The 20340-nt window shown below is 46.5% G+C and carries 17 protein-coding genes; 8 read left to right on the forward strand and 9 right to left on the reverse strand.

All coding sequences use genetic code 11. The annotated features are described in order from the left end of the window. The first annotated feature begins 2 nt into the window (after positions 1 to 2). Positions 3 to 1523, forward strand: coding sequence for an EAL domain-containing protein (locus G7083_RS12360; protein ID WP_166015145.1), 1521 nt, complete (start codon positions 3 to 5; stop codon positions 1521 to 1523). 92 nt (positions 1524 to 1615) lie between these two features. Here the strand turns inward: G7083_RS12360 and pncB are convergent, their stop codons facing one another. Next, the gene (gene pncB / locus G7083_RS12365) at positions 1616 to 2923 is read right to left on the reverse strand and encodes a nicotinate phosphoribosyltransferase (RefSeq protein WP_166015146.1); all 1308 of its coding nucleotides are present in this window, start codon (positions 2921 to 2923) and stop codon (positions 1616 to 1618) included. A gap of 278 nt (positions 2924 to 3201) precedes the next feature. Here pncB and G7083_RS12370 point away from each other — a divergent pair, with 278 nt between their 5' ends. Together G7083_RS12370 and G7083_RS12375 are read left to right on the forward strand one after the other, a co-directional pair. Further along, complete coding sequence (locus tag G7083_RS12370) at positions 3202 to 3918, forward strand: NUDIX hydrolase (protein ID WP_166015147.1); 717 nt, start codon at positions 3202 to 3204, stop codon at positions 3916 to 3918. A gap of 167 nt (positions 3919 to 4085) precedes the next feature. Continuing rightward, entirely contained in the window at positions 4086 to 5435 is a 1350-nt protein-coding gene (locus G7083_RS12375; protein WP_240911950.1) for an alpha-amylase family glycosyl hydrolase, read from the forward strand. A gap of 200 nt (positions 5436 to 5635) precedes the next feature. Here the strand turns inward: G7083_RS12375 and G7083_RS12380 are convergent, their stop codons facing one another. From G7083_RS12380 to G7083_RS12395, 4 genes are all read right to left on the reverse strand, one after another. Further along, on the reverse strand, positions 5636 to 6103 hold the full coding sequence (locus G7083_RS12380; RefSeq protein WP_166015149.1) for a YjiG family protein: 468 nt from the start codon (positions 6101 to 6103) through the stop codon (positions 5636 to 5638). Further along, positions 6103 to 6828, reverse strand: coding sequence for a nucleoside recognition domain-containing protein (locus G7083_RS12385; RefSeq protein WP_166015150.1), 726 nt, complete (start codon positions 6826 to 6828; stop codon positions 6103 to 6105). The genes G7083_RS12380 and G7083_RS12385 overlap by 1 nt, the downstream gene beginning before the upstream one ends. A 212-nt stretch (positions 6829 to 7040) precedes the next feature. Continuing rightward, a complete protein-coding gene (locus tag G7083_RS12390; protein ID WP_166015151.1) occupies positions 7041 to 7520 on the reverse strand; it encodes a methylated-DNA--[protein]-cysteine S-methyltransferase in 480 nt (159 codons plus the stop codon). A gap of 16 nt (positions 7521 to 7536) precedes the next feature. Further along, positions 7537 to 8418, reverse strand: a complete 882-nt coding sequence (locus G7083_RS12395) for a LysR family transcriptional regulator (protein WP_166015152.1) — start codon at positions 8416 to 8418, stop codon at positions 7537 to 7539. Between the two features lie 150 nt (positions 8419 to 8568). Here G7083_RS12395 and maoP point away from each other — a divergent pair, with 150 nt between their 5' ends. The 3 genes from maoP (at position 8569) to nagB (ending at position 12161) form a co-directional block, all read left to right on the forward strand. Continuing rightward, entirely contained in the window at positions 8569 to 8928 is a 360-nt protein-coding gene (gene maoP, locus G7083_RS12400) for a DUF413 domain-containing protein (protein ID WP_166015153.1), read from the forward strand. A 75-nt stretch (positions 8929 to 9003) separates the two neighbouring features. Beyond that, positions 9004 to 10995, forward strand: a complete 1992-nt coding sequence (locus tag G7083_RS12405; RefSeq protein WP_166015154.1) for a flavohemoglobin expression-modulating QEGLA motif protein — start codon at positions 9004 to 9006, stop codon at positions 10993 to 10995. A gap of 365 nt (positions 10996 to 11360) precedes the next feature. Next, positions 11361 to 12161 carry a glucosamine-6-phosphate deaminase gene (gene nagB, locus G7083_RS12410; RefSeq protein ID WP_166015155.1) on the forward strand — a complete coding sequence of 267 codons (801 nt, stop codon included), beginning with the start codon at positions 11361 to 11363 and terminating at the stop codon, positions 12159 to 12161. Positions 12162 to 12325: 164 nt separating this feature from the next. Here nagB and G7083_RS12415 read toward each other — a convergent pair whose 3' ends face one another. The 3 genes from G7083_RS12415 to lamB all read right to left on the reverse strand — a co-directional run bounded on the left by G7083_RS12415 (position 12326) and on the right by lamB (position 15926). Then, on the reverse strand, positions 12326 to 13474 hold the full coding sequence (locus tag G7083_RS12415) for an SEL1-like repeat protein (protein WP_166015156.1): 1149 nt from the start codon (positions 13472 to 13474) through the stop codon (positions 12326 to 12328). 169 nt (positions 13475 to 13643) lie between these two features. Then, positions 13644 to 14480 (reverse strand): MalM family protein, encoded by an 837-nt coding sequence (locus tag G7083_RS12420; protein ID WP_166015157.1) that lies wholly within the window; start codon positions 14478 to 14480, stop codon positions 13644 to 13646. A gap of 204 nt (positions 14481 to 14684) precedes the next feature. Next, positions 14685 to 15926: a maltoporin LamB gene (gene lamB / locus G7083_RS12425; RefSeq protein ID WP_166015158.1), complete on the reverse strand. Its 1242-nt coding sequence runs from the start codon at positions 15924 to 15926 to the stop codon at positions 14685 to 14687. 432 nt (positions 15927 to 16358) lie between these two features. On the opposite strand from lamB, the gene glgX reads away from it, so the two are divergent. Both glgX and G7083_RS12435 read left to right on the forward strand, forming a co-directional pair. Next, positions 16359 to 18329 carry a glycogen debranching protein GlgX gene (glgX, locus tag G7083_RS12430; protein ID WP_166015159.1) on the forward strand — a complete coding sequence of 657 codons (1971 nt, stop codon included), beginning with the start codon at positions 16359 to 16361 and terminating at the stop codon, positions 18327 to 18329. 169 nt (positions 18330 to 18498) lie between these two features. Further along, a complete protein-coding gene (locus G7083_RS12435; protein WP_166015160.1) occupies positions 18499 to 18747 on the forward strand; it encodes a DUF3297 family protein in 249 nt (82 codons plus the stop codon). Between the two features lie 186 nt (positions 18748 to 18933). Here G7083_RS12435 and G7083_RS12440 read toward each other — a convergent pair whose 3' ends face one another. Then, the gene (locus G7083_RS12440; protein ID WP_166015161.1) at positions 18934 to 20154 is read right to left on the reverse strand and encodes a DEAD/DEAH box helicase; all 1221 of its coding nucleotides are present in this window, start codon (positions 20152 to 20154) and stop codon (positions 18934 to 18936) included. Positions 20155 to 20340 lie beyond the last annotated feature (186 nt).

A 20340-nucleotide genomic window follows, 5' to 3' on the forward strand; every position in this document is an offset into this window, starting at 1 on the left:
CTGTGCTTTCGAAAATACCGACCAAAATCGCGTTAGTGATTTTCATATCACCACTGGTTATGCTGTTGCTCACCCAACAGCTATGGTCCTCATATCTAGCACAACTGTTACTCAATCAAAAATTTGCAGAAATTAATCAGTCAATTGAACAACGTAATCTAGCTTTAGATACGATGGTCGCTACCCAAGTGCAGTCATTGACTTTCAGCTGTAATAGTAATGATATGCAACTAATTCGCGATCCGCAGTTTTACAATCGCTTTATTCGTCTGATCGGCATTGAAACTGCACAAGGCGTTAGCTGCTCGACCATCGGTTATCCAATCCCGTTACCTACCGAGTTATCTAGCTCAGAAATGGCCATGGGTTACCACCTTTCAGCAACACCAACCAGCCAAACCGCATCACGAGAGCTGTTAATTCAATATATCGAACCACGCGGTCGAGTGTTTTGGGTGGTGGATGGCAGTTGGGCGCAAGAGCTGCTGCTTAAGCCTTGTAGCGATTGTTTTTATTTGAAATTTCGCTTTTTAGATCCCGCCCTCAGCGAACTCACTATTCAGCGTGGCAATTTGGCTATTTTGCAACAAACCAACAAGCTATCGGTTTATCGACAATCAGGCAGCACACCTTTTGAGAGCGAACAGACCTTGATCGCAGGATCAGCCCTGCACACTTACGCTCGCCAACAAATTTTCGTATGGGGCATACCGATTGCGTTACTGTTTGGTTTCCTTTTTTCCATTAGCTATTTGATTTTGCGTAACTATCGTAACTCGATTGAAGGCTTAATTGAAAAAGGGATCCGCGATGAAGAGTTTATTCCTTACTATCAACCGATCGTCGATTCTAGAACCCGTGAAGTGCTCGGTTATGAAGTCCTACTACGCTGGCAGAAAGGCCAGCAATTGTTACCGCCAAGCCTATTTATCTCTGCTGCCGAAAATTCCGGTTTAGTGGTCGAGATGACCAATCAACTGATCCAAAGAGTCTGCCTAGATTTAGAGCATATTCCGGCTCACTGTTGGATAAGTATCAATGTAGTCGCCGATCATCTAGAGCAACACCATCTTTCCCAATTATTGGAACAGTTACACTGGCCATATAGTGAACGCATCAAATTTGAGCTCACCGAGCGAGCCCCGATCAAAGTCATGACCAAAGCGCAAGATGAAGTGGCTAGTCTATTGCGACAAGGCTACCAGTTTAAACTGGATGATTTTGGTACTGGCTATGGTGGATTTGCTTATCTACAAAACTTACAAATTACCAGCATTAAAATCGACAAAATGTTCGTCGATACCATCAACACCAGTGATGTAAAAATCAGCGTATTAGATTCGATTATTGGCTCAGCCCAGGGCGGTAATATTGAAGTGATCGCGGAGGGGGTGGAACATCAGTATCAGGTCGATTATTTAGCGCAACGCGGTGTATATTGGATCCAAGGTTATTTCTATGCTAAGCCGATGCCACTAGAGCAAGTTTTGCAATTTACTCTCCATCCAACACCGACACGGTAAGTCGGTGATAAGCGTAACACGACTCTAGCACATCACCGCCTCATCCGACAACCATGATAAAAGAGAGATCAAAAGAGAACTGCGGCGATCAATTATGCCGCTGAAATATAATCGCGTGGCGACCGATTTTGCTGCGCAAGCTCTTGGATCAGCGCATCTAGATTCAGTTCAATATTAAAACGGCGTTTAAGGTTGGCGAGAAAGATCGGATCTTCACACATCGCTTTCTCAGGTTGGTCACTGATTTTTGCCACCGGACGACCTTGACACTCAGCCAGCTTAATCACCATCGATAACGGACGATATTCAACCCCTGCCGCATTGCGCCACTGGGCTAAATCATTGGTCAAAAAGGTGCCAATCCCAAACGAAATTTTCACTCGTCCGGCAAAATACTCACACAAATCCAACGCCTGATCGAAATCCAAGCCATCAGAAAAAATAAACAGCTTACTCATTGGATCAATACCGAGCTGCTGATAATGAGCAATCATGCGATCCCCCCAGCGGAATGGACAACCGGAATCGTGGCGCACCCCATCATAAGCATTGGCCAAGTGACGATTAAAATCACTCAAGAAAGCATCAATGGTTAAAGTATCGGTTGGAGCAATCGCCAACATGCCATCAAAAGCGCTTAGCCAACACTGTAATGCAACTTGTTGTGAATCACGCTCATTCACCAGTGCTTGATGGCCCATAAACCACTCATGGGCAATCGTGCCAATCGGTTTTAAACCAAACTCACGCGCGAAATGATAATTGCTGGTGCCCAACATCCATTGTGGAATTTCTTGCTGCAAACACGCCAACACATCACGTTGTACTTGGCTGGAAAAACGACGCCGCGTGCCCATTTCTGTGAGTGAGAAATTGGTGATGCCACGGCGGGCAATGTCGGCTTTGAGTTTAGTTAATTTGCGCTGCAACACCTGAAGCGGCAAATCAGCGGGAACATCCGCCCAACGCTGACGACTGCGAACTTCGGCCACAATCGCCATCACTAAGGTTTCATATAAAATGGTGTCACGCCAACTACCGCGAATACCAATCCGCAGTTGCTGTTTACCCCCCTGCTGAAGCACACCGATTTCCACCTGCTCTTGCGGCGTAAAATGAAAATAGCGCAGAGATTGCAAAAAAGTCGGCTTAAGATGGGGCGCATGCTGGGTTAAATAGTGAATATCTGCGTCTGAAAAACGCAGTGAACTCAGCTCTGCGATCGCTTGGCGAATTTCGGCGAGGAGTGAACTGACATCCTCATCACTGCGCACAATCAACTCGTAACGTACCGATACATCGGGATAAAAATGGTGTATCGCCTGCATCATATTGATTTTATAAGCATCAAGGTCAAGCAGACTACGAATGATGTGGGGAGAAAACAGGCGTGGACTCATGATTGCCCTCCTTCAGTTCACTTTCGATGTTAGTAACATATTGTTGCTAACTTTTGCTGGCACGATAATCGAGCCACCAGCGTTTGTCAACTTTTGTGACAAACCAAGCATAAAAATGGCTATCATCGAGCTTTTCATCGGCCACAATCAGGCATCATTCTTTTATTAATCATGTTTCAAACATAGCGTAAACCTAAGTTTGTCACATTTTGTTATTTATATTTGACCCTTACCTTTCAGTTACCTAGAATACTCCCATCTCACTTTAGGAGCCTTGTATGATTGTCACCATTGATATGGTCTGCTTGCGCCTAGCCCCAGCGGGTATTGAGACGTTATTAGTCAAGCGCAACAATCCACAGCGCTCTGACTTTGGCTTATGGGCCTTGCCTGGCGGCTGGGTATTTGATGAAGATCTTAGCGCCCAAGGCGGAGAGCCGGCCGATAAAGATTTTGACTCTGCGCGGCGGCGCATCTGCCGCCAAAAAATCCATACCTACCCGAATTTCATCAGCGATCCGCTGGTCGATGGCAATCCTAAACGCGATCCCGATGGTTGGAGTATCAGTATTTCCCACTACGCCCTACTCAATCACACCAACATTAAACAAATTGAAGAAGCGGGTATGGCTAAAAGCCGTGTCAATTGGTTTGCATTAGACCCAATATTACAAGGTAAGCAGACACTGGCCTTTGATCACGTGGCACAAATTCAGCACGCTTGGAAAAAACTGCGCGCGGCAATCGAATACACCTCAGTTGCCCTATTCTTGCTTGAAAAAGAATTTTTGGTCGCCGACATTATTGATGCCTACGCTAAATTCGGCGTTGATGTGAACCGTATGACCATCAAACGCCGCTTAATCGACACCGGTGTGATAGTCAGCACTAACCGGATTGTTGCCTCCAACAAAGGCAAAGGCGGCAAACCTGCGATGGTCTATCGCTTAGCCAGCAAAGAGATGATCTATTTTCAGACCTGCTTACGCAGTTAGTCGGTAAATAGATCATTACTACGCCTCACCAATCCTCCAGATCAGCCTTCGATCAAGGAGGATGACGCCCAGCAAGCCACGTCTATAATCCCAGCCATTGAATTGCTTCAAACCCATGCACCACACGACAAAAATGTGTGGCAGCGTAGTTGCAGGGAGTCACACCATTGTCAAAATCCAATGCCAACGTTATTTTGCATGCCTTTGATTGGCCATATGCAGAGGTAACCAAACAAGCCAAATTAATTCAACAACTGGGCTATGGTTCAGTACTGGTTTCACCGCCGATGCGTAGTGCTCACTGCGCGCCATGGTGGCAACGCTACCAGCCACAGGATTACCGAGTGATCGATAACCCACTAGGCAATACTCTCGATTTCAAAGCCATGATCACCGCACTTAGCCAGCATGGGGTACAAGTTTATGCTGATGTGGTGTTTAATCACATGGCTAACGAAACTAAACAACGCAGTGATCTGAGCTATCCTAGTCAAGCCGTACTTGCCAAATACCAACAAGATCCTGAACACTATGCCGAACTACGCTTATTTGGCAATCTAGCTGAGCCGCTATTTAACCAGCAAGATTTTGTCGCCGCATTTGGGATTAAAAATTGGCAGGATAAGTGGCAGGTACAAAATGGCCGCATCAGCGGAGGACCAACGGATCCTGGCTTACCGACCTTACGCGTGCATCCGCATGTGATCGAGCAGCAGAAAAACTATTTGCTCGCCCTCAAGCAAATGGGCGTGAAAGGTTTTCGCATCGATGCAGCAAAACACATGACCTTAGAACATATTAAGCAAGTGTGGAGCGATGCTATCACCGATGGTATGCATATTTTTGGTGAAATTATCACCGCAGGAGGCGCCACCGAGCAGGAGTATGAAATTTTTCTGCAGCCCTATCTGCAAGAAACACGCTTTGGTGCCTACGACTTTCCGCTGTTCAGTATTTTATTTAACGCTTTTTCAGCCCAAGGCAGCTTAAAAAGTTTGATTGATCCCTACTGCTTTGGCCAAGCGCTTTCCAATCGGCGCGCGATTACCTTTGCGATCACCCACGACATCCCTAACAACGCGGTATTTGCCAATCTAGTGTTGGATGAAGCCGATGAATGGTTAGCGTACGCTTATGTGTTAGGTCGTGATGGAGGAACCCCTCTGGTGTATACCGACCTCAATCCAAGCGGGATCGAAAATCGTCAAGGACAGCCACGCTGGGTCAATAGCTGGCAAGATCCACGCATGGCACAGATGATCGCCTTCCATAATCAATGTCATGCCGAACCGATGCAAGTGCTGATCGGCACCGATGATCTGCTGATCTTCCGCCGTGGTACCCAAGGCTTAGTCGCGATCAATAAATCACAGCGTAAGCAGTCGGTAACCATCGCTTGGCCACAAGCTATGCAAGAGACGTTAACGGGTCAAACTTGGCAGCCAAATAATGGTCAATTAGAACTGGAGCTTGCAGCGCAAACTTATGTCATGCTGTGCAGCTTCAGTGAAGCCTAAGCCAAGCCGGTAATTGGTATGAACGAAGCTAGCCCACATTGCGGCCGCTTCAAATAGACAGGAAATGAGTGCGATAAAAAAATCCCCACTGATTGGCTTGAGCCACTTAACACTCAGTCAATCAATGGGGAGAGTCGATGCGCTGCCTCACCCACTTAGCATGGTGTTTCACCACGCCCAGTCAGTGAACAGATAAACCCTTACAGGAACAGGTTCATCACTAACATCGCGCCAAATGCGTTGAGTACTGAAATCGCAATCATCACTGGGATATAGCGACCTTCAGTACCAATTGGGCCAAGAATACGACCGATATACTGCACTTGCGATCCCATCAAATAGATCGCAGGAGCCAAAATCGCAATGTGGGTACCATTTAAAATACCTTGGTCAAACAAGGTGATCACCACACCAACCGCACCGCCCATCGACATCCATGCACCAATCAGTACTGCCGCCGCTTCACCTGGTAAGCCAAAAATAGCCATCAGTGGTGAAAATACCGTACCCATCAGATCAAGAGCACCGGTAATTTGCAGCGCTTTGATGATCACAAACGCCATCAGTACATTCGGTACTGTTGAAGTCGTTGCAATCACCCAGCCTTTTTTGGCCCCTTCGACGAAAATATCCGTCACCATTGGCTTTTTCGCTTTTACTTCGCTCATCAGTTTGCTTCCTCTAATTTTGGCTCTTGCTGAGCAGATCCTTTACCTTCGGTGAGGTTCAAATAGATACGGAACAAGTTGGCACCGACAATTTTGAAGATAAACATCACCGCAACCGCAAGACCGATTGAAGAAGTTACCGCGGCAGAGCCGTCAGCAAGCGTCAGAGTGAACAGCACCGCACCAGAAGAGAAAAAGTTAACAATGGTCGCGCCTGCTGAGAATTGGAACATGGTAAACACGTCCGCTTCACGCTTAGTCAGATGACCTTCATCTTTAAGCTGACGAGTCATGGCTGAACCCGCATCGGTACTTTGCAAAGAAGCAATCAGCGCTAAACCAGTATTACCCGGAATACCCATCACTGGGCGTAATAATGGCGTCAACAGCTTACGAGCAGCATCCAGTGCGCCGTAATGTTCCAGCACATTGATCATACCCAATGCGAACATCACGGTTGGGATCAGAGTCAGAGCAAACAGGAAACCATCACGAGCACCACTGCCCCCTTGGCCACGCAACGAAGTCGTTGCAACTTGTAGCCCATCAGCGGTTTCACTGACATTGTACGCCACTTTACCAAAAGCACCGTTTAACGTGGTGAAATCAAATACACCATACCACTGGTTAGATTGCAGTAAGCCAGAGAAAAAGACCACCGCGAATGCTAACGCAACGTAGCATCCCCAAGTCACTTTTCGCTCTAGAGTTGTCGATTGACTCATCATTACCTCTATAAGATTGAAAAAAATTGGCCGCTATGGTGCACCAATTGCGTGCCAGAGGGAATGATCAAAGTCAATTAGATGATAAAGCTGAGTTTTTGATTAAAAATAAAACATTATTTTGTTAAGCTAACAATAACAAGCATGAAAGAATGATTCACCCAACAACTAGATCGCTAGCATTAATAATTAATTCAAAACCAACTCGGTGCTTATGTGCTTATTCGCTGCTCAAGATCAAGCAGAAATGCTTTGCGCTCTAAACCGCCCGCATAGCCGGTCAATTGGCCATTTTTTCCTATCACACGATGGCAAGGCACAATGATCGACAGTGGGTTTTTACTATTGGCTACCCCAACGGCTCGCACGGCTTGCGGATTACCTATCGCCTTAGCCAGTTGCTGATAGCTGCAGGTTGCTCCGTAGGGAATCGCGCACAATCCACGCCATACTGACTGCTGAAATGGTGTACCAGTAGCCGCCAATGGCAGATCAAATTGGCGGCGCTGACCCGCAAAATACTCATTCAGTTGTTGAATGGTTTGCTTGAGAATCGGGCACGTTTGGCTCTCATGACCTAAATCGCTCGGTTGGGTGGTTTGAGTAGCAAACCATACCCCAAGTAACGCATGCTGATCGGCTTGCAAAGTCATGCGCCCGATCGGAGATGAATAATGGGTAAAATATTTCATTGCCTCGCTCCTCCCGCTAACTCGCAGCGCTGCTGGCACTCCGCAGCATCTCCAGCGGATCGAGTGTTTTGATCAGCTTTTCTACCTGTACAATCGCTTCGATGGATGAGCTATTTTTACGATAGCTAAGATAGAGAGGTCGATGCCATTGATTGACCTCAGACACTGGATATAACTGACCGGTTTCTAGCAAAGGTCGCACCATAGTTTCAGGCAAATAAGCACTGCCACCTTTCTCAATAATAAAATCGAGTGCAATTCTCGCAGTAGAGGTACGTAAAAATGGCGCAGGCGCTTTCGGATGACGATCCGCATGCTCGGACGCAAATCGAGCGCCCCAATCGACATACACATAGCGATGCTCAAACACATTTTGTGCACTCGCCGGCTGAGTTGAGACTAACAGCAACACCAGATCAGCGACTTTTTTACAATGCAGCTCTTCCGCTTTGATCGGGTCAAAAGCAAACGCCATATCTAGGGTTCGCTCTAACAAGCCACGGTTGAGTTGTTCACGTCCCATCACTTCTGCTAAAAAGCCATAGCCTTCAAACGTATCGGTGATCCGACTCAAACAGTGCTGTAAATACGCATCCCAAATATTGGGCGTACCTCCTAACGTCAGCTGTAATGCTTTACCGCTTTCCAGCGATAATTCAAATTTAGCCTGTTGCAGGGTCGCCACCATTACCTCGGCATAGCCAACCAAACGTTCGCCCGCCGAAGTTAATTTGATGTTGTTGCGATCTCGGGTAAACAACTGTGCATCAAAATGATTTTCCAGTTGTTTGATCCGCGCGCTGACCGCGGCTTGCGTCAAATACAGGTTTTCAGCAGCGCGCCCAAAGTGGCGTACTTTAGCCAGTTCAAGAAAGGTGCGAAAGACTTTTACGTCCATATAGTTTCCTCTGATATTACCCGCGCAGATTAACAAGGAAGCGGTATTATGACGATAAAAAATTTTTGTTTTTCTTTTATTAAGATTACGCCTAACTTTCGCCGTGACCCACGCTTACACGCTGGTTGAATATAGACACATGAGGTTGACATGGCTGAGACAGCATTTCGTCAAGGAAAAAAACGTTTTTTCGATACTAAAAAGTTCCCAAGAGGCTTTGCTAAGTCTGGAGATTTTACTCTGGCAGAAGAAGAGATTTTAAGCCTATACGGAAATACCATGCTCGGTTTAGAGAGTGGTGAACTGACCCCAGAAAATGACCAAGAACAGCATTTCATTAAAGTGCTAGAAAACCCAGATTTAGCCGAGCATAAATTAGAAAAAGCTTGGTTGAAATACACTCGTTTAGCGCGGGGTCGTAAACGCTTTCACACCTTAAATGGCCGCAATAAGCCAGATGGGACTGAAGATTACACTGACGATGAACCGAGCTTAACAGAAGAAGATTAATTCTGACGGCGATCATTCCATCGGTCGCCATTGTGACATGGATGGACGACAATTTGCGTCCTTATTGGAGGTAAAATGTCGAACCCAGTGTGCAATGTTTATTCGCTTGATGAGATGCTCTCGCTGATCCAGCGTGAACAGCCTTTTGCTGGATCACTGGAATCAGCAGGCTGCTATATCAAGGTGGATAACTATCTGCCGGTGGTCTGCACCGCCATCCATGCTGGTAGCCGTTTACGCGAAGATTTGCTCAAACAGTGCCAGTTAAGCCAAGCTGAGCGCCATTTAGAAGAAGCGCCTTACACCGATCAATTTATCGCCTCACAGCCGATCACATTATGTGGCCTCGATTCGCGTTTCGAATACGATCTCAATCGCGCCAAAACCCTCAGCACTCGCTACAAATCCGCTTGGAATCGCCCACTGAGCGATAAACAGCGCAGTGAAAGCCACCGCAAACACAGCGCATTTTATCAGCTCTATGAAGCCTTGATCCGCAAACTCGAAGCCATGCATGGCATGGTGATCGTGTTCGATATGTATGCTTATAACTATCAGCAACTGGGAGATAAACCCACCCCAGTATTTAATGTCGGCACCGCGCAAATCGATATGCAGCGTTGGGGCTCGGTGGTCAAACGCTTTTGCACTGAATTAAGCAAAATTCAGCTACCACACATCAAAAACCAAACAGAAATCAATGCGCTGTTTGAAGGGCGCGGCTATTTGATTGCTCACACCAATGCGCACTTCGATCGCACTTTAGTGCTGCCGACCGAAGTGAAAAAAGTGTTTATGGAAGAAACTAGCGGCACAGTTTACCCTTTGGTATTGAACGCCCTGTGCAGTGGCTTGAAAAGCGCGTTTAGTCAAACCAGTGCCTATTTTCAGCGCCAGCATAATCGGCGGCGGATCAGTAAATCAAAAATGCTCAGTTCATCGATTGAGCCTGCAATTTTGGCGATTGATGATGCGTTATCCAAACTGACTCGCAAAGTCGAAACGCTTAAATACGTCAACCCGACCAACCTCAATAGCGAGCAAAAACGCTTTGAAGCGGCACCCAGTCGCTACAAACCCGAGTTTCGCTACAAACAGTTACCGATCAACGCTAATCAGTTCAAACAGCAGCTCTATCAATTACCGATTGACACCATTTCCGACCCCGATTTAAAACAACTTTATGGATCGATGGTGGATAAATTGAATGAAAAAATCGATTTATTAACCAGCATTGGCCAAGAAGCATTTTTGTATAACTCACTGCGTTTTTATGGTCGACCCAAACACACGGCGCTCGAAAACGCGAAATTTTTGCTGTACGCCAAAACGTTAGCCGAAGAGCAGGGACCACTGTATAACGCAGATCAAGCGGCGCAAATCATGCTGGAAAAAGCTCAGCAGTGGGGGATGAATTGCCATATTACCCCAACAGCGTCATTGGCTGCCCGTGCGATGGTGAGTGGTAAAAAGCCACCTACCCTGTATCTCAACAGTAAAGCGATGTATTCACATGCAGAAATTCAGCGCTTGATCCAGCATGAAATTGGCGTGCACTTAGCTACCACCTTCAATGGTCGGATGCAGCCTTTGCGAGTATTTTCCATCGGCTTGCCCGGTGCAACCGAATCACAAGAAGGCTTAGCGATTTGGGCTGAATACAAAGCGGGCTATATGTCACATGAGCGCTTAAAAACCTTAGCCACTCGGGTATTGGCGGTCGATTCAATGCTTAAAGAGCAGAATTTTCACCAAACTTTCAGCTACTTAACCGATGAATATGGTGTGGATCGCGACAGCGCTTTTATCACCACCACCCGTGTTTACCGTGGCGGTGGTTTTACGAAAGATCATCTCTATCTCGAAGGCTTTATCGGCATCTTGCACCAAGCCCAAAAACGCAACCTCGATAATCTGTTAGTTGGAAAATGCAGCTATCAATATCTTGATTTGATTGATGAGCTGGTCGAGCGTGGTTGGTTAATCAAGCCACAGTTTCGATTTGATGATTTAGGCAGCGAACCGACACCGACCCTCAAATATTTGATTGAATCACTACGCTATTAATCATCAATCGCCAACCTTAAGCACGGTTGTCCTCTCCGCCTAAATTGATTCAGGATCAGGGCTCAGTGATAAGCAATGCTCACAAAATAACTTAATTTTCAAAATGAATTTTTTATGGCGAGATGTGATTGGCTAACACCAAACCACAGATTTGCTCCGCTCAAGCGATTGAATATTGGCTCAACATACCACTATTGACGATACGATCGACTCAAGACTCGATTTTTTGACCTAAAACAATAGCAGTTTCTGAGGTCTTATTTTATAATGCAAATTAACTTATCCATCCCCGCTGCTGATCGATAAAACAGCGTCAAATAGGATGGGATCACAAGACATCATAAATTGAAATTTAGGGGCAATACATGAGACTTATCCCACTGAAAGCCGCAGCACAAGTTGGTCAATGGGCAGCAGCACACATCGTTAAACGTATCAACGAGTTCCAACCAACCGCTGAACGTCCTTTTGTACTAGGACTGCCAACTGGCGGTACACCACTAGCGACCTATAAGGCACTGATCGAATTGCACAAGGCTGGCAAAGTCAGCTTTAAGCACGTAGTGACATTTAACATGGATGAATACGTAGGTCTGGCGGCAGATCACCCAGAGTCTTACCGCTCGTTTATGTACAATAACTTCTTCAATCATATTGATATTCAAGAACAAAATATCAATCTATTGAACGGCAATGCCGCGGATCAAGAAGCAGAATGCCAACGCTATGAAGACAAAATCAAATCATACGGCAAAATTAACCTCTTCATGGGCGGTGTTGGTAATGATGGGCATATTGCATTTAACGAACCTGCATCATCACTCTCTTCACGCACGCGGATCAAAACTCTGACCGAAGATACGCGGATTGCCAATTCTCGTTTCTTTGCTGGCGATATCAATCAAGTGCCTAAATACGCCCTGACCATCGGTGTTGGTACTCTGCTCGATGCACAAGAAATCATGATCCTCGTTACTGGCCACAACAAAGCGCTCGCACTGCAAGCGGCAGTTGAAGGTAGCGTTAACCACCTATGGACAGTTTCTGCCCTGCAACTGCATCCTAAATCAGTGATTGTGTGTGATGAGCCATCGACTCAAGAGCTGAAAGTGAAAACCGTGAAATACTTCACTGAGCTTGAAGCAAAAAATATTGTTGGCTTCTAAGTTGCGCTTCAGCTAAGCAATCTCGGATTGCGTAACAAGCGCATCCGAAACCCTATCCAAGACCCTATCTAAAAAATGAACGCCCCGAGATTCGGGGCGTTCATTGTTGTCTGCCATAACATATTGATGAATAAATCGGTTGGTTAAATCAACCCAAACCCGCTTTATCGGTTATCAATCATCGGCTGGGAAAAATCTAACGTTTCAGAGCGCTCATACGCCATGGGATCAGCCTGAGGCCCTGGTTCAAGGGAGCCATCAATACTCTCCACGGGTTGCACAGTAGCAGAGTCAAGCTCTTCGCTTTTAAGCGGCAGCGGGATCTGACGCTTATACAATTTATTTAACGCGCGGATAATCGAATGCTTCGTCACTGAACCGGTAGCCAGTTTACGTTGCAATGGCTTGGCTAATGATTGCAAACCAACGATCGATTCAACACCAAATTTACCGCCCACCCAATCTCGTAAATGTTTAGCGGGTTCATAGCCCATCGAAGCGGAAAGAAACAGCCAGATGTAGCCAATCGCATTACCATGAGCACCACGATCAAGCCACGCCTCTCCGGCATGAAACATCGCTTGAGTATGGCCTTTTTCCGAGGCTCGCTCTAGCCAATAGCACGCCGTGGGAAAATCACTCGCACCACCCACGCCATGTAACAAGTTTAATCCAAACTTCATCATCCCCTCGGCGCTACCCATTTCGGCCGCTTTGCTATACCAAAAGGTCGAATCGGCCGGCGTGGGAGCAATATTATCGGCGGACACACACCATCCGCCCATAAACAATATGGCTTCGATCAAATTCGCCTCTGCCGCCGCTTGGATCAGCTCAATCCCTTTCGCAACATTGACTTCAATATTGCGACCATGTAGCCACGCGACACCCGTTTCAAATTTAGCCACAAGATCGCCTTCTATGCCCTGAGCGCAAGTCTGCCAAAACTTAGCTTTCTCTTGCGCAATCACATCATCGCGGATCCGCTGACAAATACGCACTATGCCATACATGGCTGAAATATTGTCCAGCCGAGCCGCTTTCTCATACCAAAATAGCGCTTCTTTTAAACTGCTACGCTCCGCCTCTTTGGCTAAAAACAAAATGGTTGGAATATGCCCCGATTCGGCTTTAAACAACCGCTCTTTGCGTTCTTGCTCTCGGTTACGTTCCAATGCTTTGCGATAGGCTTCTTCGCGCGCTTTACGTTCGGCTTCCAGTCGTTTACGTCTTGCAGATAACACCATCATCCAGACAAAAAATAGGATCAGTGTTAACCCTGTCGCACCAATTGCTATTCCGATAATATTCATAATTTCTCTAACAGGGTGATTGTATTTGCCACCACACCAACCAGTGGACCACCATAAAACAACAGCCTGAATTGTACTGTACATCCGATTGAGAAACTATGTCTCACCAAGAAACTCTGCACGATCAAAAATGGGTGGCTATCGGCCACCCATTTGATACTACGAGCGTTTAGTGACGAGCATTCACGGCTTTAACAAACACCTCTTGTACTCCTTCGATACCGAGTGCTTTGGCTTCGTCTAATAAGCTGAGGGCTTTAGGTAGGTCATTTGCTTTAACGGCTTGCTCTATCGATGAGAAATAATAAGCCTGCGTATCCGGCTGGACTTGCAGCACTGTTTTTGCATTATCGCTAGAAGTCGTGACTTGACGTTCTTCACTGCGTACAAAAGAAAAGAAAGAAGGTCCTGAAACTTCCAACTCAATCATTCCAGTCAAAGCATGAGGTACCGCAATATCTTTCAATTCTGGAAGATGATTGCCGCGCGCCTCCGCATCAATCCTTGCTGGATGTGCAACGTATGTGACCTCTTGTAAATCTTGCGGCTGGGTGTACACCAACACAAATAGAGATTGATAACCTTGTGGTGGATAAAAATTTAACTCTGCCACTAAACGGTTACCTAAGTGTAAACGCGGCTTACGGTATTCAAACACCGAATCATCAAACGACTCGACCACTTGGCCTTGTGCATCAACAATCATTACATGTGGGTAAAATACCGAACGGCCAATCTGACTGGTAATCGTCAGTGTCATTTGCCCACGATCCGCCGGGATCTCAAACAATGCGACAGGGCTTGCAATCACCTGATTGCGCAAATACTGCGTTTCCTTGGTCAACGCCACCTTAGTCGTGCTAGGTAATTTCACCTTGGTCGCTTGCAATTGCCCAATCTGCTGAACCTCCTGCCCTGTATTAGGCTTTACTTGCTCAACAACAGCTGTACTCTGACAACCCGCTAATGCAATACATCCCCCAAGTAATAAAGCTCTAAGCACCATAACGACTCCTTTTTATCATTTTTTTAAAGACTCTCATCAAACCTGTTGGCAAGAAACCATAAGCGCACAAATTTGTGCGTTACCCCCAAACTAGGGTGTCTTATGACTTCACATGTTGAATATGATATGAGCCTTGAAAAAAATAGCCGATCTGCATCGGCTATTTGAATTATGGACAATAAACTTTAAAGGTCAGTGGGTTAATTACCACCAAGCTTCAACTTGGATACCCACTACAAACTCAGTATCATCATCGCCAAACGCTTTGTCATTTTCAGTATCTAGAAGATAAGTACCGTAGACACGCAGTTCAGGACGTGCCCAGAAGCTGTCTCCCATAGCCCAAGCTTGTGCTACTGTGAATTTAGCATTGCCAAAATCTTCCGTAGCTAAACCACGGTTAGGGTCCTTTTCAGTGTCATTAATTTTCTTACCCGCATTGTATCCCGCTTCAAACACAGTGCGCATGGTGTCATTCCACTTATACATTGGACGTACCACTACAGAATATTGATTAATATCAAAATTCTTACCTGTGTAAGCACCATTATCATCGTGACCAGCAATGTCACTACCTGCTAAGTAAGCTAATTGATGCCCCATTTCCCAATTTTCGCCTAGGCTAATTACACCCCAGTTCAACAGACGGAAGCCGTTTGCATCGTTGTTGTCAACAGAGCCACGGCCATAGTAAGCACCCGAACCCCCGAAGTTAGCCACTTGAGCACCGTAGCCTGCTGTACCATATTGGAATACAGTTTGGTTAAAACCATTGCTCAAACCTTGATGCAGAATCGCCGTACCCATTACGCCATTGTCAGCATCTTCAGTTTTGGTGTTTTTTTCGGTTGCGAAGTTGTATGCCACTGCTAATTCAAGAGTCGCATTTTCCCACAGACCGATATTCGCCAGACGAGCATCAAAAATGTAGCCAGAAGAGTTGTCTGTTTCACCATCTTGGATCAGAGCAACAGACAGTTTTTGGTTACCGATGGAAAGGTTTTCGATACCACCACCCGTACCAGAAGTGTTCAGGAAGTAGAAGTCCGTGATGTGAATGTCTTTACGTTGGTAGTAGCGTTTACCCGCCCACATTACTGCTTCTTGGTCAGAAGCAAGTAAGCCTTTAGCCTGAACGTTGAACTGTGCTACGTTAAAATCGCCATCTTCCCAACCTTTTGCGCCATTGTTACCTTGCGCAATCATTGATTCCACTTTCCATGTTTGATCGCCAGTTTTTAACTCTTCGGCAAAACCAAATTCATAGTAGTTGTCATTTTCATTGCCAAGACGGCCGATACCATTCTTTTGGAAAGAGAGATCTGCATTACCGTTACCACTAATCCCAGTACCCGCGCGGAAGTAGCCATTAAAATCAACAGCGAAAGCAGACCCAGCTGCGAGCGTGGCAGCCACTGCGGCAGCAATTACACTTACTTTTTTCATAATTAACTCCATTTAGGGTTTTTATTTTGGATTCTTCGCTCTCTTTTCTGTTGTGCTGCCCAAAGGCAGAAAATAGACAGCCTAAAAAGAGAGGTAAGATGGGAACGAGTCCCCAGTTGTTTCAACTGTGATGAGCTTACGTGGCGAGGGTAAAAGCGGCTTCCTCCACCCCAATTTTATTTAGGGGGGAGGAGAAAGGAGGAGAAAATTTGCAGTACGTTGTTTTTAAAGCTTAGATCACGTTATTTGGGGGAGGAGGTTAGCCACTTTCGAAATAACCCAATACAAAACGTATTGGCGATCACTTTTTAGTGTTATATCACTCCACTCCATGAAATAAAATTACAGATAAATATTTGTGACCACGCGCTTGACCTGAGGAGGACAAAGCCTTTTACTTAAAACAATAGTGCGCAAATACAACGATTAAAAATGAAAAAACATCTGTCCACGCCATATCCATTAGGGGCAACGCTCGATAGTGAGGGTTGTAACTTCGCCATCTATACCCCAGCCAATAAAGATATTCTATTGGCACTGTTTTATGCCGATGGCAGCTATGAAACCCATCAACTTGAACATCAATATGCCGGTATTAAACACACTTATATCACCGGTATTCGTCCTGGCCAGAAGTACGGTTATTTAATCCACACCAATGATCAATTGCACTATATCGCCGATCCTTATGCGCGCGCTATCGAGGGAATATTGGATTATGAGCCACCGTTTGATAGCCATAAAAGTTTTGATCTGCCTAAATGCGTAGTCACCAAGCCACAGTTTGATTGGCAAAATGTTGCCAAGCCACGCATCGCACAAGATGAGATGGTACTGTTTGAAACCCATGTTAAAGGGGTAACGCAACGCAATCCGGATATTGACCGCCTCCAGCGTGGTAAATATTTAGGTTTGGTGAGCCAACCGATGCTGGATTTTTATCGCCAACAGAATATCAATACGCTGCAACTGTTGCCGATTGCCGCCTGTATGCACGAACCTCACCTACTCGAGAGTCACAAAGTCAATTACTGGGGCTATAACCCTTATCTGTTTATGGCACCCGATCCGCGTTATGCCAGCCAAGACGCCGTCACCGAATTAAAAACCACCATCCGCGAATTACATCGCCACGGTATTCAGGTGATTTTGGATGTGGTGTACAACCACACCGCCGAAGGGGGTGCTAATGGGGCGGTGTTCAACCTTAAAGCACTCGATCCCAACTACTATCTGCATCATGGTGATAACTACGCCAATTACACCGGATGCGGTAATACGGTTGATCTGGCCAATCAAGCCGCGCTCAACTTAGTGATGGATAGCTTGCGCTGCTGGGTCACCGAATATCAGGTTGATGGCTTTCGGTTTGATTTGGCCGCCACACTCGGTCGCCGAGGCGATGAATTCAGCAAAGAAGCGGCCTTTTTCAAAGCCGTAGCGCAAGATCCGGTACTGCGCGAAGTCAAACTGATCGCCGAGCCTTGGGATATCGGCCCCAATGGTTACCAAGTGGGTAATTTCCCCTTTGGTTGGAACGAAACCAATGACAAGCTGCGAGATATTATGCGCAGTTTCTGGCGCGGTGATCTGGGTTTTTTAAAAGAGTTCGCCACTCGCTTGATGGGTTCGCGTGATCTCTACAGTGCTTCCAATTGGCCTTATAAACTGACGGTCAATTACATCACTTATCATGATGGTTTCACTTTGCAGGATTTAGTGTCGTATAAATACAAACATAACGAACAGAATGGTGAAGAGAACCGCGATGGGCACGGAGATAACCGCTCAGACAATTATGGTTTTGAAGGGGAAATCGACAACCTCACCATTCGTGCCATTCGTGAACGGCAAAAACGAAATTTGATGGCCAGTTTACTGTTTGCGTTTGGCATTCCACATATTCTGATGGCGGATGTGCTTTCTCATACCCAACAAGGCAACAACAACGCCTATTGTCAGGACAACGATATCTGCTGGTTAAACTGGGAACACAACGAAACCAAACAAGATTTTCGGCAATGGCTAGCGCACATGGTGGCAGCAAGGCAAACCTATATGGTGCCGTTTATTCGCGCATTTAGTGGCGACAGCCGTAATCGCAATCGAGTGGCTTGGTTGCGGGTCGATGGTAATCCAATGGAGATCGACGATTGGAACCAACTTTCCTCGGTCGCGCTGCACATTGGTATTGGCAGTGATGGGCCAGAAATGCTGTATTTAATTAACCAAACCAATGCGCCCGCGCGTTTTATGCTACCGAAAGATCGCCGACAAGAGTGGCGATGGATTTGTGATACCAACATGCGTCATGCCGTGCATGGGCATGTCCAAGGCGAAATTTTGCAGCTGCCAGTATCGATGTCGATTTTGTACTGTCAACCCAAACTAAAATCGGCTTAAAGGTATTGTTGAACGCCGATCGGGTCGGCGTTCTATTTTTTACCGGATACCAAAACTGCCGCAGATACAGCGGATGTTGACTTACCAAGCATCGATATTGGCGCATCACTTGAACCATCGGCAAGCTCTGTCTACAATGGCGCACTTTTCTCGCTTCAGGTCACATACAATGAACGACACTACCGCAAAACCCGCACTACCCGATCGCCTAGCCGGCAACTCGCGTAGCCCATTTTTCGTTAAAGAGTGCTTTGAGCACCCAATTGGCATTCGTTTTAACGGCAAAGAACGCAGCGATGTTGAAGAGTACTGCATCAGCGAAGGCTGGATTAAAATTCCATCGCCAAAAGCGAAAGATCGTTACGGCAACCCAATGCTGATCCAGCTTAAAGGTACGGTAGAAGCTTACTACGTGTAACTGTTTACTGAGTAAGCATTCACTCGCAGGCTAAGTCACTACCATACTCACGATCCGATACCAACCAGCCGTTTAACGCTATTTAAAGCCGTCAAACGGCTTTTTTGATCATGCCGGATTAGGTAGTAAGCAGCGCTTAAATTGATCCCATCACTGCACAGTTTCCAGTCTCACTCACCACGCAGATTAACGCTTAACTTTGCTCTGAAACTGTTTGGCACTGTGCTTATTTTGCGTGCGACGATTGGCTTGTTTATCACGCGCGGCGCGTTTGCTCTCGCCGGTTGCAGGCTGATCGGTCACTGGGAAACCCTCTAAATCCTGTACTGCTAAATCGCGTTGGGTCAAACAACGAATGGCATTTAACGCATCCATTTCTCCATAACACACTAACGAGAGCGCAATACCTTGTTGACCCGCTCTAGCAGTACGACCAATCCGATGCACATAGGTTTCGGCGTGCATCGGCAACTCAAAGTTGATCACCACTGGTAGCTGCTCAATATGAATGCCGCGCGCCAGTAAATCCGTGGCAATTAATACTTGAGTTTGACCGTGTTTAAACTCCGCCAGTGCCGCTTCACGTTCTGTTTGACTTTTATCGCCATGTAGCGCGTTCGCCACCAATCCGGCTTTGTTGAGCTTTTTGGTCAAACTATCCGCGTTGTCTTTGGCACCAATAAACACCAATACTTGCGGCCATGCATGCTGTTTTAACAGCGCAATCAAGGCTTGGGTTTTGCTGCCTTTGTTGACCAAATACAGCGTTTCTTGCACCGCTGGGTTAATGCTGTTCTCAGGATTAACAGAGACTTGGGTTGGTGCATGCATCAATGGCTGCGCTTTGAGTTTTAGTTCATCAGCAAAGGTCGCGGAACACATTACGGTTTGGCGCACGCTAGCGGTTTGGCCTGCGAGCGCTTGCACTTGCGGCCAAAAGCCCATATCGAGCAGACGATCCGCTTCGTCTAACACCAGCGTGGTTACGCGGTTCAGGCTGAGTCCACTTTGGGTTAAATCGAGCAAACGTCCGCAGGTCGCGACCAGAATATTCGGATCCTCAGCCAGTGCATTTTGCTGTTCAGCTTTATCTACCCCACCACACAAGCAGAGCGTGTTCAGCCCTAACGGTGTACCAACCTGAATGAGTACTTCGCTCACCTGCATGGCTAATTCACGGGTGGGGACCAACACCAAGGCTTGCTGCTCAGGGCTGGTTTTTAAGCGATCCAGCAGAGGCAGACCGTAAGCCAAGGTTTTACCACTTCCCGTATTCGCCAACGCCAACACATCCTTGCCCGTTAACATGGCAGGGATCACCAAACTTTGAATAGCTGTCGGCTGGGTGATCGCTTGAGGCAGAGCTTGGATGACATCAACGCTTAACGCGAGAGAAGAAAATGACATGGGTAACCTACTATAAATGATAGCCAGCGAACAAAACCAAAGGGGCGCGACTTTACCATGATAAGCCCAATCAACGCCAATCAGTGTTGATATAAAAGTCTACCCACGAATACCCGCTTGCAACTTCAAGTCGCTAAGGGATAACGCTATACTGCTGGCGTTTGCACAAAAAAATCACCGACTGGC

This window comes from Vibrio sp. HDW18, assembly GCF_011306175.1.
Lineage (GTDB): Bacteria > Pseudomonadota > Gammaproteobacteria > Enterobacterales > Vibrionaceae > Vibrio > Vibrio chanodichtyis.

Excerpts from the sequence above, each read along its gene's own strand:
- pncB (WP_166015146.1), bottom strand. The coding sequence starts at position 2,923 with ATGAGTCCACGCCTGTTTTCTCCCCACATCATTCGTAGTCTGCTTGAC.
- G7083_RS12370 (WP_166015147.1), top strand. The coding sequence starts at position 3,202 with ATGATTGTCACCATTGATATGGTCTGCTTGCGCCTAGCCCCAGCGGGT.
- G7083_RS12380 (WP_166015149.1), bottom strand. The coding sequence starts at position 6,103 with ATGAGCGAAGTAAAAGCGAAAAAGCCAATGGTGACGGATATTTTCGTC.
- G7083_RS12385 (WP_166015150.1), bottom strand. The coding sequence starts at position 6,828 with ATGAGTCAATCGACAACTCTAGAGCGAAAAGTGACTTGGGGATGCTAC.
- G7083_RS12390 (WP_166015151.1), bottom strand. The coding sequence starts at position 7,520 with ATGAAATATTTTACCCATTATTCATCTCCGATCGGGCGCATGACTTTG.
- G7083_RS12395 (WP_166015152.1), bottom strand. The coding sequence starts at position 8,418 with ATGGACGTAAAAGTCTTTCGCACCTTTCTTGAACTGGCTAAAGTACGC.
- maoP (WP_166015153.1), top strand. The coding sequence starts at position 8,569 with ATGGCTGAGACAGCATTTCGTCAAGGAAAAAAACGTTTTTTCGATACT.
- G7083_RS12405 (WP_166015154.1), top strand. The coding sequence starts at position 9,004 with ATGTCGAACCCAGTGTGCAATGTTTATTCGCTTGATGAGATGCTCTCG.
- nagB (WP_166015155.1), top strand. The coding sequence starts at position 11,361 with ATGAGACTTATCCCACTGAAAGCCGCAGCACAAGTTGGTCAATGGGCA.
- G7083_RS12415 (WP_166015156.1), bottom strand. The coding sequence starts at position 13,474 with ATGAATATTATCGGAATAGCAATTGGTGCGACAGGGTTAACACTGATC.
- G7083_RS12420 (WP_166015157.1), bottom strand. The coding sequence starts at position 14,480 with ATGGTGCTTAGAGCTTTATTACTTGGGGGATGTATTGCATTAGCGGGT.
- lamB (WP_166015158.1), bottom strand. The coding sequence starts at position 15,926 with ATGAAAAAAGTAAGTGTAATTGCTGCCGCAGTGGCTGCCACGCTCGCA.
- glgX (WP_166015159.1), top strand. The coding sequence starts at position 16,359 with ATGAAAAAACATCTGTCCACGCCATATCCATTAGGGGCAACGCTCGAT.
- G7083_RS12435 (WP_166015160.1), top strand. The coding sequence starts at position 18,499 with ATGAACGACACTACCGCAAAACCCGCACTACCCGATCGCCTAGCCGGC.
- G7083_RS12440 (WP_166015161.1), bottom strand. The coding sequence starts at position 20,154 with ATGTCATTTTCTTCTCTCGCGTTAAGCGTTGATGTCATCCAAGCTCTG.